The organism is Solwaraspora sp. WMMD937, assembly GCF_029581175.1.
Classification (GTDB): Bacteria; Actinomycetota; Actinomycetes; order Mycobacteriales; family Micromonosporaceae; genus Micromonospora_E.
The window spans coordinates 3,803,238-3,821,698 of record NZ_CP120738.1; the positions used below are offsets into that span (position 1 = coordinate 3,803,238).

An 18,461-nucleotide genomic window follows, 5' to 3' on the forward strand; every position below is an offset into this window, starting at 1 on the left:
GGACCCGAACCACGTCCGTTCCCGCTCCGGGACAGATGTAACACCAGTGCGGGCAGCGCAGGCGACAGCGGCACATGCCGCCAACTCGGTCAGCGCCAGCGGCTCGGTGCCGAGCAGCGTGCGCAGCGGGCCGAGGTAGACCCCGGCGAGTTGCAGCAGACCCGCCCCGGCCACCGCGATAACCAACGCCGGGTCCGCCGGCCGCCGCCGCACCCCGTTGGATGCCTTCCGTCGCCGTGCCCCGGGTGGGCCCGGACCGCGAGCGCGACGCCCAACTGGTCGGCCCGAGGGTGACGAAACACCATCGCCTGCCAGGCCGACCCGCGTGGTATGCGGCGACACCGGTCGCCAGGGTGACCGCTGTGATCAAGGCGCCGGTGGTGAGCACCTCGGTGAGCAGGCCGGCGTGCCGCGTGCCGCGGTCTGCGGCGTCGCCGTCCCGGTCCGGCGCGGTCAGCTCCGCGTCGTTGCGCAGCAGCCCGGCCCGGGCCAGCTGCCGAAGGTCGTCCGGGGCGACACGGACCGGCACACCGTCGGCGCTGTGGTGGACGATCCGCCCCGGTCGGCCGGTAGCCGACCCCGTCCACGGTGTACTCGGCGACCGTGGTGACAATCGGTCGCGTGTCAACCGGCACCGGCCACCCCCACCGCGTCGACCGCCTGGGCGCCAGGCCGCGTACCGTCGCGGTGAGCAGCACCCGCTGCAGCGCCTGCCCGGCCCGCAACCGGTCCTGCGGACTGTCGCCGACGGTGTACAGCACGGCGAGGACCGGGTCCTCCTCGAACGCGGCGACCCGCCGTCGTGGGGCCGGCCAGACCAGTCCGAAGTCGCGCACCGGCACGGTGCGGGGGACCGGCCAGGGCCCGAAGGCCTGCGGCGGTACGCCGTCGAGCCGGCCCGGTCGGTCCCGGGTCCACCGTTCCAGCTCCGCCCAGTACGCCGGGTCGACCCGGCGGCGGTCCTCGGCGGTGCCGATCAGCGTCAGAACCGACGAGCGCATCGTCGGGTCGACGACGGCCAGCCGACCGTGCTCGGTCCCGGCGGCGGCGACGAGTTCGCCGAGCACCTCGCCGGGTACCGCCAGGTCGGCGAACGGGCGTCGGTTGGTGCGCCGGTGCGCTACCGCCCGGGCGAGCAGCCGCACCGTCTTGTCCGTCTCGATCGGCGGTCCGACCGCGATCCGGGCAAGCAGGTCCGGGTCGTCGGGTTCGGGCAGCAACCGCATCACCGGTACCCGACCGTGGGCCAGCATCGCCACCCGCAGGTTGAGCACGGCGGCGCCGACGCTGATGGTCAACTCCCGGCCGGCCGGGTCAACCAGGCCGACCTGTCGGCGCCGGTCGGCGAGGACCTCGACGCCGGTCGGGTGCGGTCGGAACCGCCACGGCTGGGTGTCGTGCACCGATGGTGCCGCGGTGGCGGCCTCCAGACAGGCCGCCATCAGCGGACCGGGCCGCCCGTTCCCGACCCATCCGGCGTTCATCGTCGCCCACCACCCTTTCCGCACGTCGTGCCTTACTCGGTTGCACTCTCGCCCGGTTCCACTCTCGTCCGGATCGGTCCGCCTGGGCAGGGGCGTTGCGCCGCACCCCGACGGGCCCTGCGTCCCGCCCGGGCGGGACCTCCGACCCTGTCGCCCAGGGCGGACCATCGATCTGCTCGACGCCCACCCGTTGCTGGCCGACCTACCCCGGCCCTGGCTGGAGCGGCTGTCGTACCAGGCGCCCCGGGTCCGGCACAGCGGGCAGGTGGCGTTGAACTTTCCCGGTGCCGGGCCGTGGCGAGATCGACATCGAGACGGTTGCGGCCGGGAGCGGGCTGGGCTGGTCGTGGCTGTGCTGACCGCGACGGGTGATGGTCGCGACGAAGTGACCGGTCGGTAATCGGACCCGGTGTGCGAACGCCTGCGGTGGGGTGGTCGTTGGAAGCGTGTCCGCCTAGCCGGAGCTCGGGGCGCGGTACAGCATGATGCGTTGTCTCGACAGGCATCGATTCAGCTGATGGGTGACGGGCCGGCTCACGGACGTCCCCGCTGCGTGCTGCCGTCGCGGCTGGCCGCCACCACGTCGACAGGAGACAGATGAGCATCGAGTACGCCGCCCGGCAACTGCCCGTGGTCGTGATCGGCGCCGGCCCGGTGGGACTGGCCGCCGCCGCCCACCTCGCCGGGCACCGGGTCCCGTCGCTGGTGCTGGAAGCGGGCGCCGCCGCCGGTGCCGCGATCCGCAACTGGCAGCACGTACGGCTGTTCAGCAGCTGGCGGGACAACATCGACCCGGTTGCCGGCCGACTGCTCGACGCCGCCGGCTGGTCGGTACCCGAACCCGGGCACCACCCGACCGGGGCCGAACTGATCGAGGAGTACCTGCTGCCGCTGGCGAAGCTGCCAGTGCTGGCCGACCGGATCCGCTACGGCACCCGGGTCACCGGGATCACCCGGCTCGGCGTCGACCGGCTGCGCGGCCCCGGACGCGTCGACGCGCCGTTCGTGGCCCGCCTGGCCGATGGCACCGAACAGCTCGCCCGCGCCGTCGTTGACGCGTCGGGGACCTGGGACACCCCCAACCATCTGGGTGGCGAGGGCCTGCCGGCGCTCGGCGAGCCGGCCGCAGCCGCACATCTCGACTTTGCCCTGCCCGATGTGCTCGGCGTCGACCGGGCGGCACATGCCGGCCGGCACACCGTCGTGGTGGGCGCCGGACACTCGGCGGCCAACACCCTGCTCGACCTGATCGAGCTGGCCGACCAGCAGCCTGGCACCCGGATCACCTGGGCGGTCCGTCGGGTCACCGCCGATCCGATCTTCGCCCCGGGTGCCGCCGACGCGTTGCCGGCACGCGGGGCGATCGGCACCCGGCTGCGCCAACTGGTCGACGTCGGTCGGATCGCCCTGGAGACCGGATTCGTCACGCACCGGGTGGAGCAGCTGTCCGACCTCGGCCCGGTCCGGCTGTCCAGCCGCGACGGGCGGACCGTCGTCGCCGACCGGGTGGTGGTCGCCACCGGGTTCCGTGCCGACCACCGGCTCGCCAGCGAGCTCCGCCTCGACCTGGACCCGGTGCTCGGTACCAGCCGTGGCCTGGCCACCCTGCTCGACCCCGGGCCGGCCCGGGGTTGGTCAGCGCCGGCACCCGGAATCGACGAGCTGCGCCATCCCGAGCCGGGCTACTTCGTCGTCGGCATCAAGAGCTACGGCCGGGCGTCGGCCTTCCTGATGGCTACCGGGTACCGCCAGGTCCGGCAGATCGCCGCCGAACTGGCCGCCGCACCAGTCAGGTCGGTGGCCGGCGGCGGCTGGCGTGGCGGCACCCACCGGTTCCGCTGGTCGCCGGCGTGGCGGGCCGACCGCCCGGTCGCCGCGGCCTACGGCGACCAGGTCGGTAGCCGGTGAGCCCGTGGTCGCGGAACTGCCCCCGGACCCGGTCCAGCAGTGCGTCGTCCAGCGGTGCCGTCGCCGCCAGCGGAAACTCCACATCCAGCTCGGCGTACTTGTGCCCGGCCAGCCGCCGGGCGAACCGCAGCGTAGGGTCGAGCCGCCCGGTGCGGGTCACCCGGCGGTAGGTCAGCGGATCGGACGACTTGATGTCCAGCAGCACCAGGTCCGTGGCGTCCAGCAGCGCGTCGTCAGCGCGGGCGCCGGGGAACCCGGAGGTGTCCAGCGCGGTGTGCAGTCCGGTGTCGTGGCACCGGCGCAGCACCGCGCGGACGAAGTCCGGCTGCGTCAGCGGCTCCCCGCCGCTGAGCGTCACCCCGCCACCGGCGACCGAGATGAACCGCTGGTAGCGCAGTACCTGCGCGACCAGTGCGTCGTCGGCGGTCGGGGTGCCGGCCCGCCGGAACCAGGTGTCCGGGCTGTGGCAGAACTGGCAGCGCAACGGACAGCCGGCGAGGAAGGCGACGAACCGCGTACCGGGGCCGTCCACCCCGATCGACACGTCGTACGAGTGGACCGCCCCGATGATAACCCCACAGCCCTCCGTGGAACGTCCGGGAGATGACGTCGCGCTGCTGCTCGGCAGTGAGAGCCGCACGAAGTCACCGCGTACCCGCTGACCCGGATGGTCAGCTGCGGGTACCGCTCCGGGTACGCCATCGCGTCCTCCAGCATGGCCCGGTCCAACACGTTGACGTTGAGGTGGAAGCCGCCGGCGTCGGTGTAGCCGTCGAGCACACCGACCAGGTTCGCCACCCGTTCCGCCGGGGTGCGCCCCAGGCCCGCAGGGTCACGGTGGTGGTCAGCGAGATGCCGTAGCGGGCGCAGTCGTACGGCAGCTTCGCCATGGACGTCTCCACCAGCCAGACCGCAATTCCGTCCACCCGGTCGTCGCTGTTGCCGAAGGCCGGGTAGTCGCCGTCGACCACGTAGTCGACCGCCAGTCCGGTCTCGTCACGCAGCACCTCGACCCGGGCGTACCGGATCGCCGACAGGCTGTCGGCGGCCACCGACAGGCCGGCGATCCCGCAGGCCGGGAACCGGTGCACCGGGTAGTTGTGCGGAGCCATCTGCAACCGTTCGTACGCGTACCGGTCGTGCAGGTGGTGGACGATGTTGAGCGCGGCGACGTAGGTGGCGGCCAGCCAGTCCAACGTCCGGTCGAACGCCGCGAGGACCTCGTCGTAGTCGAGGATCTCCCCGCCGACCGGCTGACTCACCGGGGCGATCTGCTCGCCGGTGACCTCGTCGCGGCCGCCGTTGATCGCGTACAGCAGAGCCTTGGCCAGGTTCGCCCTAGCCCCAAGAAGCTGCATGTCCCGGCCGAGGCGCATCGCCGACACACAGCAGGCGATCGCGGTGTCGTCGTCGCACCAGGACCGCAGCGTGTCGTCGTTCTCGTACTGGATGGCGCTGGTGTCCAGCGACACCTGGGCGCAGAACTTCTTGAACCCGTCGGGCAGCGCGGGCGACCAGAGCACGGTCAGGGTTCGGCTCCGGCTCCGGTCCCAGGTTGTAGAGCGTCTGCAGGTAGCGGAACGTGGTCCGGGTGACCAGGGTCCGTCCGTCGGTGCCGGTCCCGCCGAGGGACTCGGTCACCGTTGGCGGCGGGCCGGCTCACGTCGTAGCCGTACGCGGCGGCCATCTCGACCAGCTCACCGAGTGCCCGGATCTGCTCGGCCAGCTCTGCCCGGTCGCGGATCACGTCGTCGGTGGACGGGCCCAGGTCCAGCGCCTCGCGCTGCGCCCGGCGGTCGGCGATCAAACCGGTCCACCCCGTACCGGGCGACCCGCCGATAGTCACTGATGATCCGCCCGGTCCCGGTCGGTGACTCGAACGCGTACGCGAGAACCACCGGGGTGGCGGTCCGGACGGCTTCGGCGACCGCCCAGCTGACCTTGGCGTCGGCGCTGGACGAGCCGTCGTACCCGACGACGATCGGCCTGATCACGGCGATCACCTCCGGCTCAGCTCGTGGGGTCGGCGGCCGAGGAGACCAGCGCGGGAACGGGGATCACCACGACCGGGCAGGTGGCCTTGCGGATGCACTCCTCGCTGACCGAGCCGAGCACGGTGTGCTGCAGGCGGCCGTGCCCGTGGCTGCCCAGGACCAACAGGTCCGCGCTGCGGGCGGCGGTGGTCAGCACGTCGGCGGCGCGGCCCTCGACCACCTCGCCGACGACCGGCGACGCCGATCCGACCCGGGTGGTCAGGGCGGTGATCTCCTGGTCCAGCAGTTCGCTGGCGCGTTGCCGCTCCTCGGTGGGGCTGACCGTGGTTCCACCGTCCCACCGCCAGGCGACGACGGCGCGCAGCGCGCCGCCCCGCTCGGCGGCTTCCCTGGCGGCCCAGTCGAGAGACCGGCGGCTGCCCTGGGAGCCGTCGACACCGACGACGATCAGGTGACTGGCGCTCATGGTCCTCACTCCTTCAGTTGCATCTGACTACAGTCCACCTCCGTCGACGGCTGGGGGACAGGTGCGAAGGACCCGCCGTTGCGGGACTGGGGTCCCGTCGGTCGACCGGCCGACGTCGGCGGCCCGGCCGGCGTTGGATGTGGCCCGGGCGGCGGCGGTACGGGCGGCGTCGGCGGTCCGGCCGATGCCGGCTGGCCGCCGGTGAACAGCGCGAGCAGTTCGCCGACCAGGTGGTCGCATTCGGCCGGATGCCGGAACGGCACGTGCGGATTGACCGTGTACTCGTTGCGCCGGCCGACCCGGTGCCGGGCGAGGTATCCGGCTTCCTCCAGGTCGGCGACGATGGTGTGCGCCGCGCGTTCGGTTATCCCGACCCGCGCCGCCACGTCCCGCAGCCGGGCCCGTGGGTCGCGGGCGATGGCGAGCAGGACGTGTCCGTGGTTGCTGAGCAGGGTCCAGGGCGGAAGGCGCCACGTGTCGGGGGTTGTCACAGCGTAATCATATGAGTACCAATACGTGAACATCGTCCACATGGCTGCCGTGTCCTGACCGTGTCCCGACCGCGCGGGCCGGCTCACCGACTCAACCTTCGGGCCCCCAGCAGCCGGGCCCACCAGGGGACGACGGTTGTCGGTGACGACCCGTGGGCGCCGGATCGGGCAACCCTTTGAAGCTGACCCGATCGCCTGGTAGCAGCGGCGGGTACAGGCGGGGCAGGGTCGGGCGGGCCACCTCCCGGGACATAGGTCCCGGGAGGTGGCCTGGGCATCGGATCAGTTACCGGTCGACGGTGACCCGCCCGCTGGTCAGTCGCCGGCGGGCGGCCGGGGACCACCTTCGCGGACGATCGCCGTCGCGCACCCGGCATGGTGCAGCACCGCCTGGCTGACCGCGCCGAGCGGAACCCGCAGCGGATGGTCGCCACGGGCTCCGACGACCACCAGCCCGGCATGGGTGGAACGCTCGATCAGCACCCGGGCCGGCGGGCCGTTCACCACCTGCTGGTGGACCGCGACGTCGGGATGCTTCTCCTGCCACGGGGTCACCGCTGCGGCGAGTTCGTCGGCGGTCGCCGCCGAGGCGTCAGCCCAGCTCGACTCGCTCTCCCAACTGCGCACGACGATCAAGTCGCCGCCCCGTTGCGCGGCGGCGTCGAAGGCGAAGCCGAGCGCCCGTTCCGAGCCGGCTGAGCCGTCCACGCCGACCAGCACCGGCGCGGCCGGTTCGGGGGCCGGCTCGGAGCCGGCCCGGGCGACCAGCACCGAGCAGTCGGCGCGGGCGGCGATCTGTACGGCGAGTGCGTCCAGCGGCAGGCAGGTCCACCGGGCCAGGTCCCCGTCGCCGATCACGATCAACGACGCCATCCGGGACTCCCGGAGCAGCGCGGTGGCCGGAGCGTTCTCGGACACCTCGGTGGTGACGTCGATTCCGGGGGCCGTCCGGGTGGCGACCTCCACAGCACGTTCGACGAGGTGGTAGGCGTCCGGCTGGGGTTCGTCGCCGCCGGACAGGTCGTCCGGGATCCAGTTGAGTGCGTGCACCAGTCGCAGCGGCCGGTGCGCTGTGGCGGCTTCCCGAGCGGCCAGGGCGACGGCGGCCCAGCTGGATGCCGAGTCGTGGAGGCCGGCCACGATCCGGTCGCGGGCCGGTGCGGCGTGCTCCGACATCGCAACTCCTTTCACCGCTTCTGTCCGGTGCGTGGGCCGCTGCAGCGACCCGGCTCGGATCGAGAAAGGGGAGCTCACCTGCGAGGATAGCGCTCAGTGACCCCGCTCCGGGTCGATTCCGGTCGACCGGGCAGGATGGGGTCATGATCTCGGCAGTGGTGTTCGACATGGACGGCGTACTCATCGACACCGAGCCGGTCTGGGAGCAGGTCCGGCGCGACTACGTGGCCGGCGCCGGCGGTCGGTGGCTGCCGGACGCCCAGCAGCGGCTGATGGGGATGAGTACCCCGGAGTGGGCCGGCTACCTGGACGCGGACCTCGGCGTCGGGCGCGGCGCCGACCGGGTCGCCGACGAGGTGATCGACGCCATGGCGGCGCGGTACCGGGCCGAGCTGCCGCTGATCCCGGGCGCGATCGAGGTGGTCCGCGACCTTGCCGGGCGGTTCCCGCTCGCGCTGGCCAGCTCCTCCCCCCGCCGCCTGATCGAACAGGTGCTGGCCACGGCCGGGCTCACCGAGGCGTTCCGGGCGACCGTGTCGACCGAGGAGTGCGCGGCCGGCAAGCCGGACCCCGAGGTCTACCAGGTGGCGGCGCGGCTGCTCGGCGTACCGCCGGGGCGGTGCCTGGCGGTGGAGGATTCGAGCAACGGGCTGCGGTCCGCCGTGGCCGCCGGTCTGGTGGCGGTCGCGGTGCCGCACCCCGCGTATCCGCCGGCGGCCGACGCCCTGGCCGGCGCGACGCTGGTCGTCGACCGCCTCGACGAGCTCACGGTCGACCGCGTGCTCGCCCTCGACGACGAGGTGCGTTAGGTCGCGTGGCATTACGTGCGGGGTGCGTCAGGCCCCTAGCGACGGCCCCGGACGCGGCACGCAGTCGGGCTGTCCTGTCTCAACGAAGTGGTCCGAGGCTGACCGCGTGGAACCAGTCACGTGCGCCTTTGACTCCGCCGTCTGGGCCGAGGGCGACCATCAGGGCGCTGCGTGCCTTGCCGGGGGGCGAGGCTGCGGGCTCCGATCGCACCGACTCTGGCGGCGAGGCCGCTGCCCAGGGGCAGTTCCGCCAGGTCGATGTCGCGGGTCCGGCATCGGGAGGCAATGACCACGGGGATGTCCCATTCGGTCAGGTCGCTGATGGTGGTAAGGAGACTGACCGGGACGTTGAACATGCCGGTGCCCACCAGCACGATCCCGCGCGCACCGTCGTCCACTACTGCGGTGAGTAGAACTGGATCGATGCCGGGGTAGGTCTTGATGAGGGCGACGTCGGATTCCGGCTCGCCCTGCGACTCGGGTGGCCTCGGTGGCGGGGTTGCCAGCTTCTCGACCCCGGTGCCGACCACACGGCCCACCGGCGGATGTGGCGCGAGGAGATTGCGGCCACGCTGGTGGCGTCGACCTTGGTGACCCAGCGGGCGGCGTGCAGTTCGTCGTTGAGGCAGGCCACGACGCCAACTCCGGCGAGGGAGCGGTCTGCCGCGGCGGTGATGGCTGAGGCGAGGTCGCGTGGGCCGTCGGTGGACAGGTCGTCCAGGTGGCGCATCGCTCCGGTCAGAACGATCCCGCCGCGTAGGGCGGCCGGTCCGGCTTGTATGTCGATGAGGAAGGCAGTGTCCTGCAGGGTGTCGGTGCCGTGGGTGATCACGACGCCGTCGAAGCTGTCGTCGAGGATGGCGGCGCGGGCCCGGCGGGCCAGTGTCAGCATCGTGGCTGGTGATATGTCCCAGCTCGGTTCGGCGAGTACGTCCTGTCCGGTCGGGGCGTTACGGGGTTGCGGCTAGCAACGGCAGCAGAAGCAGCAGGAACATTGCCGTCGCGGCGATTGCGGCCAGGGCGGCACGCGCGTCTGGGCGCCTTCCAGTCGTGCGGTTCGGGCCGGCGGCCGGCTGGTTACCGGGCCGGCCCCGCGACGAGCCGGGTGGGTGGTCGAGGCCGGTTTCAGCTCTCGGTGACCACACCGGCCCGCTCCTCCAGCCGTTCGATTCGTTGCACGATGGGCTGCAGTTCCTTGCGGACCACGGCGGCCAACGCCGCCGCCGTCTCCGTCGTCCCGCTGGCGGCGGCTTGCGGGGTCTGGGCCCGCAGGTGCACGTAGCCAGCGAGGGCTGCCGCCACCGCGCGGCGGGTCAATCGCAGTTCCGCACCCAACGACCGCAGGACCTGCCCGCCGGTGCCGTCGGGCTCGGCGATCAGCCCCAGCAGCAGGTGTTCGCAACCGACATAGTTGTGTCCGAACGCGGTCGCCTCCGTGACGGCCAACTCCAGCGCGTTGGACGCCGGACCGCTGAAGCGCCGCGACGCGTCTTCCGCGGCGACGCCAGCTTCTGTCAACGGCTGGCGGGCAAGCTCACGGCCGACTCGGTCGGGTTCGATCTCCACCGCCCGTAGGACGTGTAGGGCCAGGTTGCCGCCTTCGGTCAGCAGGCCACCGAGCAGATGCCCACTGCCCACCGTCGGCGCCTCTGCCGCTTGCGCTTGCTCGATGCCGAGCTTGAGCGCCGCACGGGTCCGCGCCGTGAAGTGCGGCAGCCTCGCGGCCAGGTCCGCGTCGTCCAGATCACCCAGAGTCGTTTCCCGGATCGCGGTGACCCGTCGCACCGCCTGTTCCAGCGCCCGCTGGCAGATGGCGGAGACGGGCACGCCGGCCTCCTTAACCGCTTCGGCCAGCTCGTCGGGCAGGTAGACGTTGATCTTCGGCATCACTGGAACCCCCTCGCGCACGCCACCCGGAACAGCATAACCCTTGTATACCCCCGGTGGGGTTATCCGTCTAGGATGTGTTTCCGGCGTACGGGGTCGTGGATGGAGTCCAGGCCGCGGTCCTGGTTCGACGATTTGCGGGGTGCGCTGCCCTCCAGCGATGACGCAGCTTGGGTAGGGCCAGGTCGGGTGCGAGTCGGCCACCGCCGTACCAGATCGTGCCGCCAGCGGCGGCGTGGTGGTCGGGCATCCCGACCGCGTATCCGGTGACCTCGTCGAGGCGACCGAGGCGTTGCCGAAGGAGCAGGCCGGACGCGCGGATCCGGTCAACGAAGTGGTCCTCGTTCGCGGCGGCCCCAGCAGCGAGGCGTACTTCGTGGCGGAGCTGGTGGCGTGGGAGTTCGACCGGTGTTGGCGGGCGGCCTTGTTCAGCTCGGCGTGTCAGGGGTAGCGCGGCCGGGGTCCGTCGAGCCCAACGCGGTGGAGTCCGCAACGCTGTTCAGGTCGACGGCGGGCCGGGTCGCGCAAGTCAGGACACGGGCGGATCAAGTTCCGTGAGAACGGATCAGGTACGGATCAGGTTCAGTGAGAACGAATCAGCTGCGCTGAGAACCCACGGCCGGCCGGCGGCTAACCGTCGACAGTGCGTCAACCGTAGGAGGTGGTCGGCATCCTCTAGACTCCACCAAGGCAGCGCTCCCAGCCGATCACGGACTCCTGGTCGGCCGCACCCCCGGAGGTCTCCGCCGTGAGCACTGAGGAACGAGCCCCGGTCGGGGTCGACACCACCCGTCCCAGCGTCGCCCGAGTGTACGACTACATGCTCGGCGGCAAGGACAACTTCGCGGTGGACCGCCAGGCCGGCCAGATGGCGCTGCAGGTCACCCCCGACGGTCCGCTGGCCGCCCGGGCCAACCGCGGCTTCCTACGCCGCGCGGTGCGGCACCTGGTCGCCGAGGCCGGCGTGCGGCAGTTCCTCGACATCGGCTCGGGTCTGCCGACGCAGGGCAACGTGCACGAGATCGCCCACCAGGTCGACCCGCAGGTGCGGGTGGTGTACGTGGACAGTGATCCGATGGTGCTGGCACATGGTCGGGCGCTGCTCGACAGCTCTCCGATGACCACTGTGGTCCAGGCGGACACCCGCGACCCGGGGCAGATTCTCGCCAACCCAGACGTACAGTCGATGATCGACATGGATCAGCCGGTCGGTCTGCTTATGCTCGGCATCCTGCATCACCTCGGTGACGACGAGGATCCAGCCGGGGTGGCGACGGTCTATCGGGACGCGGTCCCGAGTGGGAGCTACCTGGCCCTGTCCCACTTCCACAACCCAGGTGACAGCCAGCCGGAGGCCGCCCGCAAGGCGTTCGTGGTCGAGAAGATCTTCAACCAGACGTTGGGTACCGGTCGGTGGCGCCAGCGCGACGAGATCCTTGGGTACTTCGGCGACTTCGAGATGCTCGAACCGGGCCTGGTGCCCCTTGCGCAGTGGCGTCCGGACCCTGACGACGAGCCGTCGGAGCAGACCGACACCTACTACACCTTCGTCGGCGGCGTCGCCCGCAAACCCTGACCCGCCGCGTACGCCCCGATGACGATGGTCGACCCGGCAGCGCCCCGCCCGGTGACGGTGCACATCGATCCGGCGTTCGTGGTCGCACCGGTCCGGCGCCGTACCTTCGGATCCTTCGTCGAACACATGGGCCGGTGCGTGTACACCGGGCTCTACGAGCCTGACCATCCGACCGCCGACGAGCGTGGACTGCGCCGTGACGTGCTCGACCTGGTCCGGGAACAGGGCGTTTCGGTGGTCCGCTACCCCGGTGGCAACTTCGTCTCGGGCTACCGCTGGGAGGACGGGGTGGGGCCCAGGGACCAGCGTCCCACCCGGCTCGACCCGGCCTGGCACAGCATCGAGACCAACGATTTCGGGCTGGACGAGTTCGTCAGCTGGGCGCGGTCCGCCGGTGTCGAGCCGATGTTGGCCGTCAACCTTGGCACCCGGGGTCCCCGCGAGGCGATGGACCTGCTGGAGTACGCCAACCATCCGGGCGGCACGCAGTTGTCCGATCTGCGCCGGGTGCACGGCCGGCAGGCCCCGTACGACATCCGGATGTGGTGTCTCGGCAACGAGATGGACGGGCCGTGGCAGCTGGGTCATCAGACCGCCGAGGAGTACGGGCGAAGGGCCGCCGAGACGGCCCGGGGGATGCGGATGATTGACCCCGATCTGGAGCTGGTCGTCTGTGGCAGCTCCGGTCCCGCCATGCCGACCTTCGCGGCCTGGGAGGCGACCGTCCTGGAACACACCTACGACCAGGTCGACTACGTCTCCGCCCACCTCTACTTCGAGGAGCAGGACGGGGACCTGGCCAGTTTCCTGGCGTCGTCGGTGGAGATGGACCGATTCATCGGGGACATCGTGGCCACCTGTGACCACGTCCGGGCCAGGACCCGGAGCAGCAAGCGGATGCAGATCTCGTTCGACGAGTGGAACGTCTGGTACATGCGCCGGTTCCTTGCCGAGGGGGTGCCAACCGAGTGGGTGCGGGCGCCGTCGCTCAGCGAGGACGACTACACCGTCGCCGACGCCGTGGTGGTGGGCTCCTCGCTGATCACCCTGTTGCGCAACAGCGACCGGGTGACCGCCGCCTGCCAGGCCCAGCTGGTCAACACGATCGCCGCCATCCGGGCGGAGCCGGGCGGTCCGGCCTGGCGGCAGACGATCTTCTACCCGTTCGCGTACACCGCCCGCCACGCCCGAGGGACGGTGCTGCGGGTCGAGTGTGGCAGCGGGCCGGTCGTGGAGACTGCGCGGTACGGCGAGGTGCCGCTGCTGGATGTCGTGGCCACCCACGACGACGACGCGGATCAGTTGGTGATCTTCGCTGTCAACCGTGGGCAGCGAGAGCCCCTCGTGCTCGACATCGACCTGCGGGCATTCCCCGGCTACCGGGTCGTCGAGCAGTGCGTGCTGACCGACCCGGACGTGCGGGCCGCCAACACGTCGGCGCAGCCGGACCGGGTCCGTCCCCAGACCCTTCCCGGCCCGGCGGTCGACCAGGGGCGGCTGTCGGTGATGCTGCCGTCGGTCTCCTGGACGATGGTGCGTCTGGCGACGTCAGACTGATCCGCCGACTGGGTCCGGGTGACACCTCTGTGGTGGGGAGTACGCCCGTGACGCCTCGGCGCGGCATCCGTCGGACCGTCACGGGCACCGTCCCGCAACTGCTAACGTCGGCTCCGCAGCCCCCCGCGAGCGGGGGGTGCTGTGCTGAGCGACTGGCTGCAGCCGTTGCTGTCGATGGACAGTGCGTTGATCTACCTGCTGGTCGGGCTGTTGGTGTTCGCCGAGGACGCGCTGTTCGTCGGCTTCGTGTTCCCCGGCGAGACCGCTGCGGTGCTCGGCGGTGTCGCCGCCAGCCTCGGCACCATCTCGCTGCCCGGAATCACCGCGGTCGTGGTCAGTGCTGCCGTGGCCGGCGATACCACCAGCTATCTGATCGGCCGGGCCCTGGGGCCCCGGCTGCTGCGGATGCGCTTCCTGCGCAAGCGGCAGTCCTGGGTGCGGCGGGCGCAGCACCAGTTGGCGGTACGGGGCGGCACCGCGGTCTTCGTCGGCCGGTTCGTGACCTTCTTCCACGCGGTGATGCCCGCCCTGGCCGGCGCGGCACACATGCCGTACCGGCGGTTCTTCCTCTACAACGTCGCGGGTGCGTTGGTCTGGGGGATCGGCACGGTGCTGATCGGCTACCTGGCCGGCAGCTCGTACGCCGCGATCGAGGAGGTCGCCGGCCGGGCGGCCGCCGTCGTGGTCGCGGTGCTGGCGCTCGGGGCGCTTGTCGTCTGGCGGCTACGGGCCGCCCGCCGCGAATGTGCACCCGACGCGGCGACCGGCCAGCCGACATCCGGTCGTCACCGGCCCGGCCGAGGCCGAGGCGGCTGCGACCGGTCCGGTGACCATGCCTGACGACCAACCAGCCACGCCCGGCGACGAACTCCTACGCCGGCACCGGCAGCAGCTCCGCCATCCGCAGCCCGTCCGCGGTGGGCGGCGACAGCGGCAACCGGTCGATCTCGTCGATCGGCACCCACCGGATGGCGTCCGCACTGCCGCCGACCTCGGTGACCACCGGCTCGCCCGGCCCCACCCGTGCGCTGTGCAGCAGCCCGACCACGTGCCAGTCGGTGCCGTTGCGGTGCGCCAGGTACGACCGCACGTCCAGCAACCGCGACGACATCACCTCCAGGCCGGCCTCCTCCTGCAACTCTCGGGTGAGCGCCTCGCCGGGCTGCTCGCCCGGATCGAGACCACCTCCCGGCAGATGCCAGGCACCCGGCTCGAACACCGGGGACGCCTCGGACAACCGGCTCAGCAGCACCGCCGAGTCCCGGACGATCACCGCGTACGCGCCCACCCGTATACGAGGACCTTCGCTCACCGTAAACCTCCAGCTCGTAGCGACTTGCCAGTGCCACACCAGCCGCCGGCCGTCTGAGGTGAACGACGCCGGGTGTGCCGGTGGCCGGACGGATACCCGCCCGGCCACCGGTCACACCTGTGGTGGCGGCTGCGGCTACCGCGCGGCGCAGGACAGCGTCGGCACCGGGTTGCTGCCGGTCCAACTACCGATGAAGCCGAAGGTCGTGCTCTGCCCGGCGCCGAGGTTGCCGTTGTAGCTGACGTTGGTCGCCGAGACACTCGCCCCGGTGCTGGTGACGGTGGCGTTCCACGCCTGGTTGACCGACTGACCGCTGGCGAACGTCCAGCTCACCCGCCAGCCGCTGAGCGCCGAACCGCCGGCGGTCACCCGTACCTCACCCTGGAAACCGCCCTGCCACTGACCGATCACCGCGTATGCCGCAGTGCACGCCCCTGCCGGCGGCGCGGTGGTCGGGGGCGGGGTGGTCGGGGGCGCGGTGGTGGGCGGCGCGGTGGTCGGGGGCGCGGTGGTCGGCGGTGGCGTCCCGCCGCTGTAGACGGTCGCCTCCCGTGCGGTCTCCCGAATCCCGTTGGTGCCGTTGAACAGCCGTTGGCCCCACGAGGTGAGGCTGTTGACGTTGAAGTTGTTCACCATGTCGAGGTATTCGACGCCGCCGCTGTTGCCGCTCCACGACCATCCGAGCCAGCCGATGCCGTGCTGCCGGGTGTAGGACAGGATCGAATCCTCGTCCGGGTTGCCGTCGGAATGGTCGTGCCCGAACTCGCCGACCGCGATCGGCAGCCCGGCCGAGCGGAACCGCCCGAGGTAGTCGCTGATCTCGGCGGCGGTGTCGAACACGCCGTACATGTGGATCGAGAAGATCAGGTTGCGGGCCGGGTCGGCGTTCCACACCGACTGCGCGTTGTCGCGCATCGTGAAGGTCCAGTCCTGTCCCCAGTTCGGTGCGTCGACCATGATCGCGTGCTCGAAACCGGCGGCGCGCAGCCGCTGCACGGCGCTCGTGGTGTGACTGGCCCAGTTCTGGTATCCGCTGTTGCCGAACGGCTCGTTGCCGATGTTGATGATGACGTAGTTCTCCTGGCCGCGCAGCACGCTGGCCAGGCCGATCCAGTAGTCGGCGGCGGACGCCAGGGTGGCTGCGGCGCCCTCCTCGCCGTACCCGGTGGTGTCGTGCACCTCCAGGACGCAGATCAGCCGGTTGGCCTTGCACAGCGAGATGACGTTGGCGACGTCGCTGGCATCGTTGCGGGTCCACCGGTGGCCGTTGCTGAGCACCACCCGCACAGCGTTCGCGCCCAGGGACTTGATGTTGGCGAAGGAACTGGTCTGGCTGGTGTACCAGGTGTGTGCGTGGTTGACCCCGCGCAGGACGAACGGAGTGCCGTTTGCCTCCACCAACTGGCCGCCGCTGACGTGCAGGCCGACGGCGGCGTGCGCGGGCTGGGCCAGCACCACGACGGAGGTGACCAGGGCGAGCAGCGCCGCGGCCGCGACGCTCAGACGTGTCTTCATGACCTACCTCGGGTAGCGACCCGTGGGTGACCCACGGGGACGGAAGACACCGGCTGACCTGGCCAGCTCGGTGTCGGCGACTACCCGGCCCTTCGCGCAGGCATCAGAGTAGACCGGCGCGATCCCGCTACGCAACCGGTTAAGTTGGTCCGCCCCTGGTGTCGGTCTGCACTGTTGGCTGATCGAGCCCTGCAAACGCCGCTACCGGCGTCGACGCCCGGTGATCCGGGGTCGACGCCGGTAGTGGACCGGTCAAGTCAGCGGGTCTCGGTAGCCACCTCGTACAGCCGCTCCGGCGTCACCGCGCCGGCGAACAGCCGGCCGTCGTCGGCGATCAACGCGGTGAACAGCGCACTGGAGAACAGCCGGCCGCTGCCCCACGGCCCGTCGACCGCCGGCAGATCACCCAGCATCTGCATGACCTGGGCGCCCTCGGCGGACTCACCGGCGTGCTCCTCGGCCGCAGTCGCCGCCTCGGCCGGCGGCGTGACTACCAGGACGGTGCCCCAGCCGCTGCCGACCGTGCGGACCGCGTCCTCGCTGTCCGCCCAACCCCGCGCCAGCTCCTCCAGCATGCCGTCGGTCTCGGCGTCGCCCGGCAACTGGTCCGGACCCCGGGAACCGTCACCCGGCACCGCGATACCGTCCTCGCCCGCCTCGATCACCTCGGTGCCCGGCGGCGGGTTGAAGACGAACTGCTCCTCATCCGGTGTGTCGAAGCTGACCTGGGTGAACGCCGTCTCGATGGCGGCCCGGTCGGCGCCGACCGGATAGACCGCGAACCGCAGCGGCACGTACTCCACCGAGTCGATCGCGATCCGGATCTCCTCGACCAGCGAGTCCTCGTCGCGCGGGGTGAGCACCAGCTCGTACGCGGTCCGCCCAGCGAGCTCCGCCGAGCGGCCCACCGACACCTCGGTGCTCGGGTCAATTGCCTCCAGCACCTCGTCGGCTGCCGCCTGCGGGGTGATGGGCAGCTCCGGTGTTGGATCGGTTCCGGCCCGCTCGCCCGCCGCGTCGGCGTGATCGCCCTCGGCCGGCAACTCGAAGTGGGTGGCCTGCTGCTGCTGGCTGGACCAGATCCAGACGTCCCGTCCGTTGCGGATGACGTCGGTCTCGCCCAGCGTGCGGACCATCGCCAACCGGGCCTGGTCCGGACCGGCGTACCAGACGCGCAAGGTCTGCGTACCGTTGATCAGCGAGCCGAGCCCGTTGCCGGCACCGATCTGACCGGCCAGGTTGAGCGCCGCCGGCAGGCCCAGCTCGGCGCGGTGCACGACAGTTCCGGACATGCCGTCGACCTCGGCGGTCTGCAGATCGACCAGCAACTGCTCGGCGCTGCGCGGCGGCAGGACCGGGTCTGCGGAGGCGGCGAGCGCCCCCACGGCAACGCCGCCGCCGACGAGCACCGCCGCCGATGCGGCGGGGACCAGCCAGCGCATCGCCGGCCGGGATGTGAAAACCGACATCTTCGTACCTCCTGCCACCCATCGTGCGTCGGGTGTACTGAGACGTTGCTGAGAGCCGGTGGCCAAGCTGAGAACACGCTCAGCGACGACGGTCACGGGTGACCCGGTTGCCCACCCATGATGGCACCCTTGACCGGTGCGGGTGCTGGTGGTGGAGGACGAGGTCCGGTTGGCCGACGCCCTGCGGCGCGGCCTGCAGGAGGAAGGCTTCGTCGTGGACGTCGCCGCGAGCGGGCCGGCCGGGCTGGAACTGGCCCGGCACGGCGGGTACGACGCGATGATCCTCGACGTGATGCTGCCCGGCCTGTCCGGCTACCGGGTGGTGCGCCAGCTGCGCGCCGAGCAGAACTGGCTTCCGGTGCTGATCCTGTCCGCGAAGGACGGCGAGTACGACCAGGCGGACGGCCTCGACTGCGGTGCCGACGACTACCTGACCAAGCCCTTCTCGTACGTGGTGCTGCTGGCCCGGCTGCGCGCGCTGCTGCGGCGCGGCGCGCCGCAGCGGCCGGCCGTGCTCACCGCCGGTGATCTGAGCCTCGACCCGGCCCGGCGGCGGGTCACCCGGGCCGACGCCGAGGTGGCGCTCACCGCCCGTGAGTACGCCCTGCTGGAGTACCTGATGCGGCGCGCCGGCGAGGTGGTCTCCAAGATCGAACTGCTCGACCACGTCTGGGACGCCAGCGTCGACACTGCGCCGAACGCCGTCGAGGTGTACATCGGCTACCTGCGCCGCAAGGTCGGCCGGGATCGGCTGGAGACCGTCCGGGGTGCCGGCTACCGGCTGGTCCCGTGACCGGCCGACGGTCTTCGGTGGCTC

Annotated in this window: 17 protein-coding genes and 4 pseudogenes; 7 read left to right on the forward strand and 14 right to left on the reverse strand. The window is 71.5% G+C overall.

The genetic code is table 11. The features are described 5' to 3' along the window. Positions 1-89 precede the first annotated feature (89 nt). Positions 90-1,484 (reverse strand): hypothetical protein, encoded by a 1,395-nt coding sequence (locus tag O7621_RS16735; RefSeq protein WP_282230125.1) that lies wholly within the window; start codon positions 1,482-1,484, stop codon positions 90-92. A gap of 597 nt (positions 1,485-2,081) precedes the next feature. On the opposite strand from O7621_RS16735, the gene O7621_RS16740 reads away from it, so the two are divergent. After that, positions 2,082-3,392: an FAD-dependent oxidoreductase gene (locus O7621_RS16740; protein ID WP_282230126.1), complete on the forward strand. Its 1,311-nt coding sequence runs from the start codon at positions 2,082-2,084 to the stop codon at positions 3,390-3,392. Here the strand turns inward: O7621_RS16740 and O7621_RS16745 are convergent. From O7621_RS16745 to O7621_RS16775, 7 genes and pseudogenes are all read right to left on the reverse strand, one after another. Next, on the reverse strand, positions 3,274-4,032 hold the full coding sequence (locus O7621_RS16745) for a radical SAM protein (protein ID WP_348775244.1): 759 nt from the start codon (positions 4,030-4,032) through the stop codon (positions 3,274-3,276). The genes O7621_RS16740 and O7621_RS16745 overlap by 119 nt on opposite strands. A gap of 62 nt (positions 4,033-4,094) precedes the next feature. After that, a pseudogene (locus O7621_RS29210) lies at positions 4,095-4,190 on the reverse strand (glycine radical domain-containing protein); the annotation flags it as partial. A gap of 140 nt (positions 4,191-4,330) precedes the next feature. Next, positions 4,331-4,915 (reverse strand): annotated as a pseudogene (locus O7621_RS16755) (pyruvate formate lyase family protein); the annotation flags it as partial. Positions 4,916-4,917: 2 nt separating this feature from the next. Then, entirely contained in the window at positions 4,918-5,199 is a 282-nt protein-coding gene (locus O7621_RS29215; RefSeq protein ID WP_348775245.1) for a hypothetical protein, read from the reverse strand. Positions 5,200-5,402: 203 nt separating this feature from the next. Next, positions 5,403-5,852, reverse strand: coding sequence for a universal stress protein (locus O7621_RS16765; protein WP_282230127.1), 450 nt, complete (start codon positions 5,850-5,852; stop codon positions 5,403-5,405). Between the two features lie 200 nt (positions 5,853-6,052). Continuing rightward, positions 6,053-6,343, reverse strand: a pseudogene (locus O7621_RS16770) (winged helix-turn-helix domain-containing protein); the annotation flags it as partial. Positions 6,344-6,658: 315 nt separating this feature from the next. Further along, positions 6,659-7,519, reverse strand: coding sequence for a universal stress protein (locus O7621_RS16775; RefSeq protein ID WP_282230128.1), 861 nt, complete (start codon positions 7,517-7,519; stop codon positions 6,659-6,661). 143 nt (positions 7,520-7,662) lie between these two features. On the opposite strand from O7621_RS16775, the gene O7621_RS16780 reads away from it, so the two are divergent. Next, positions 7,663-8,328 carry an HAD family phosphatase gene (locus tag O7621_RS16780; RefSeq protein WP_282230129.1) on the forward strand — a complete coding sequence of 222 codons (666 nt, stop codon included), beginning with the start codon at positions 7,663-7,665 and terminating at the stop codon, positions 8,326-8,328. 116 nt (positions 8,329-8,444) lie between these two features. Here the strand turns inward: O7621_RS16780 and O7621_RS16785 are convergent, their stop codons facing one another. The 3 genes and pseudogenes from O7621_RS16785 to O7621_RS16795 form a co-directional block, all read right to left on the reverse strand. Then, positions 8,445-8,726: a hypothetical protein gene (locus tag O7621_RS16785; protein ID WP_282230130.1), complete on the reverse strand. Its 282-nt coding sequence runs from the start codon at positions 8,724-8,726 to the stop codon at positions 8,445-8,447. Beyond that, a pseudogene (locus O7621_RS16790) lies at positions 8,726-9,253 on the reverse strand (asparaginase domain-containing protein); the annotation flags it as partial. The pseudogene O7621_RS16790 and the gene O7621_RS16785, both read right to left, overlap by 1 nt. Positions 9,254-9,453: 200 nt before the next feature. Further along, positions 9,454-10,215, reverse strand: a complete 762-nt coding sequence (locus tag O7621_RS16795; protein ID WP_282230131.1) for a Clp protease N-terminal domain-containing protein — start codon at positions 10,213-10,215, stop codon at positions 9,454-9,456. 238 nt (positions 10,216-10,453) lie between these two features. Here O7621_RS16795 and O7621_RS16800 point away from each other — a divergent pair, with 238 nt between their 5' ends. From O7621_RS16800 to O7621_RS16815, 4 genes are all read left to right on the forward strand, one after another. Further along, complete coding sequence (locus O7621_RS16800) at positions 10,454-10,666, forward strand: hypothetical protein (RefSeq protein ID WP_282230132.1); 213 nt, start codon at positions 10,454-10,456, stop codon at positions 10,664-10,666. A gap of 297 nt (positions 10,667-10,963) precedes the next feature. After that, positions 10,964-11,791, forward strand: a complete 828-nt coding sequence (locus tag O7621_RS16805; RefSeq protein WP_282230133.1) for an SAM-dependent methyltransferase — start codon at positions 10,964-10,966, stop codon at positions 11,789-11,791. A gap of 18 nt (positions 11,792-11,809) precedes the next feature. Next, positions 11,810-13,348, forward strand: a complete 1,539-nt coding sequence (locus tag O7621_RS16810) for an alpha-N-arabinofuranosidase (protein WP_282230134.1) — start codon at positions 11,810-11,812, stop codon at positions 13,346-13,348. A gap of 141 nt (positions 13,349-13,489) precedes the next feature. Then, on the forward strand, positions 13,490-14,188 hold the full coding sequence (locus O7621_RS16815) for a DedA family protein (protein WP_282230135.1): 699 nt from the start codon (positions 13,490-13,492) through the stop codon (positions 14,186-14,188). A gap of 31 nt (positions 14,189-14,219) precedes the next feature. Here O7621_RS16815 and O7621_RS16820 read toward each other — a convergent pair whose 3' ends face one another. The 3 genes from O7621_RS16820 to O7621_RS16830 form a co-directional block, all read right to left on the reverse strand. Then, positions 14,220-14,660 carry an NUDIX domain-containing protein gene (locus O7621_RS16820; protein WP_281554199.1) on the reverse strand — a complete coding sequence of 147 codons (441 nt, stop codon included), beginning with the start codon at positions 14,658-14,660 and terminating at the stop codon, positions 14,220-14,222. 135 nt (positions 14,661-14,795) lie between these two features. After that, entirely contained in the window at positions 14,796-16,175 is a 1,380-nt protein-coding gene (locus O7621_RS16825) for a cellulase family glycosylhydrolase (protein ID WP_282230136.1), read from the reverse strand. 257 nt (positions 16,176-16,432) lie between these two features. Then, positions 16,433-17,644, reverse strand: a complete 1,212-nt coding sequence (locus O7621_RS16830) for a hypothetical protein (protein ID WP_282230137.1) — start codon at positions 17,642-17,644, stop codon at positions 16,433-16,435. Positions 17,645-17,780: 136 nt separating this feature from the next. Here O7621_RS16830 and O7621_RS16835 point away from each other — a divergent pair, with 136 nt between their 5' ends. After that, on the forward strand, positions 17,781-18,437 hold the full coding sequence (locus O7621_RS16835) for a response regulator transcription factor (RefSeq protein ID WP_282230138.1): 657 nt from the start codon (positions 17,781-17,783) through the stop codon (positions 18,435-18,437). Positions 18,438-18,461: the final 24 nt, after the last annotated feature.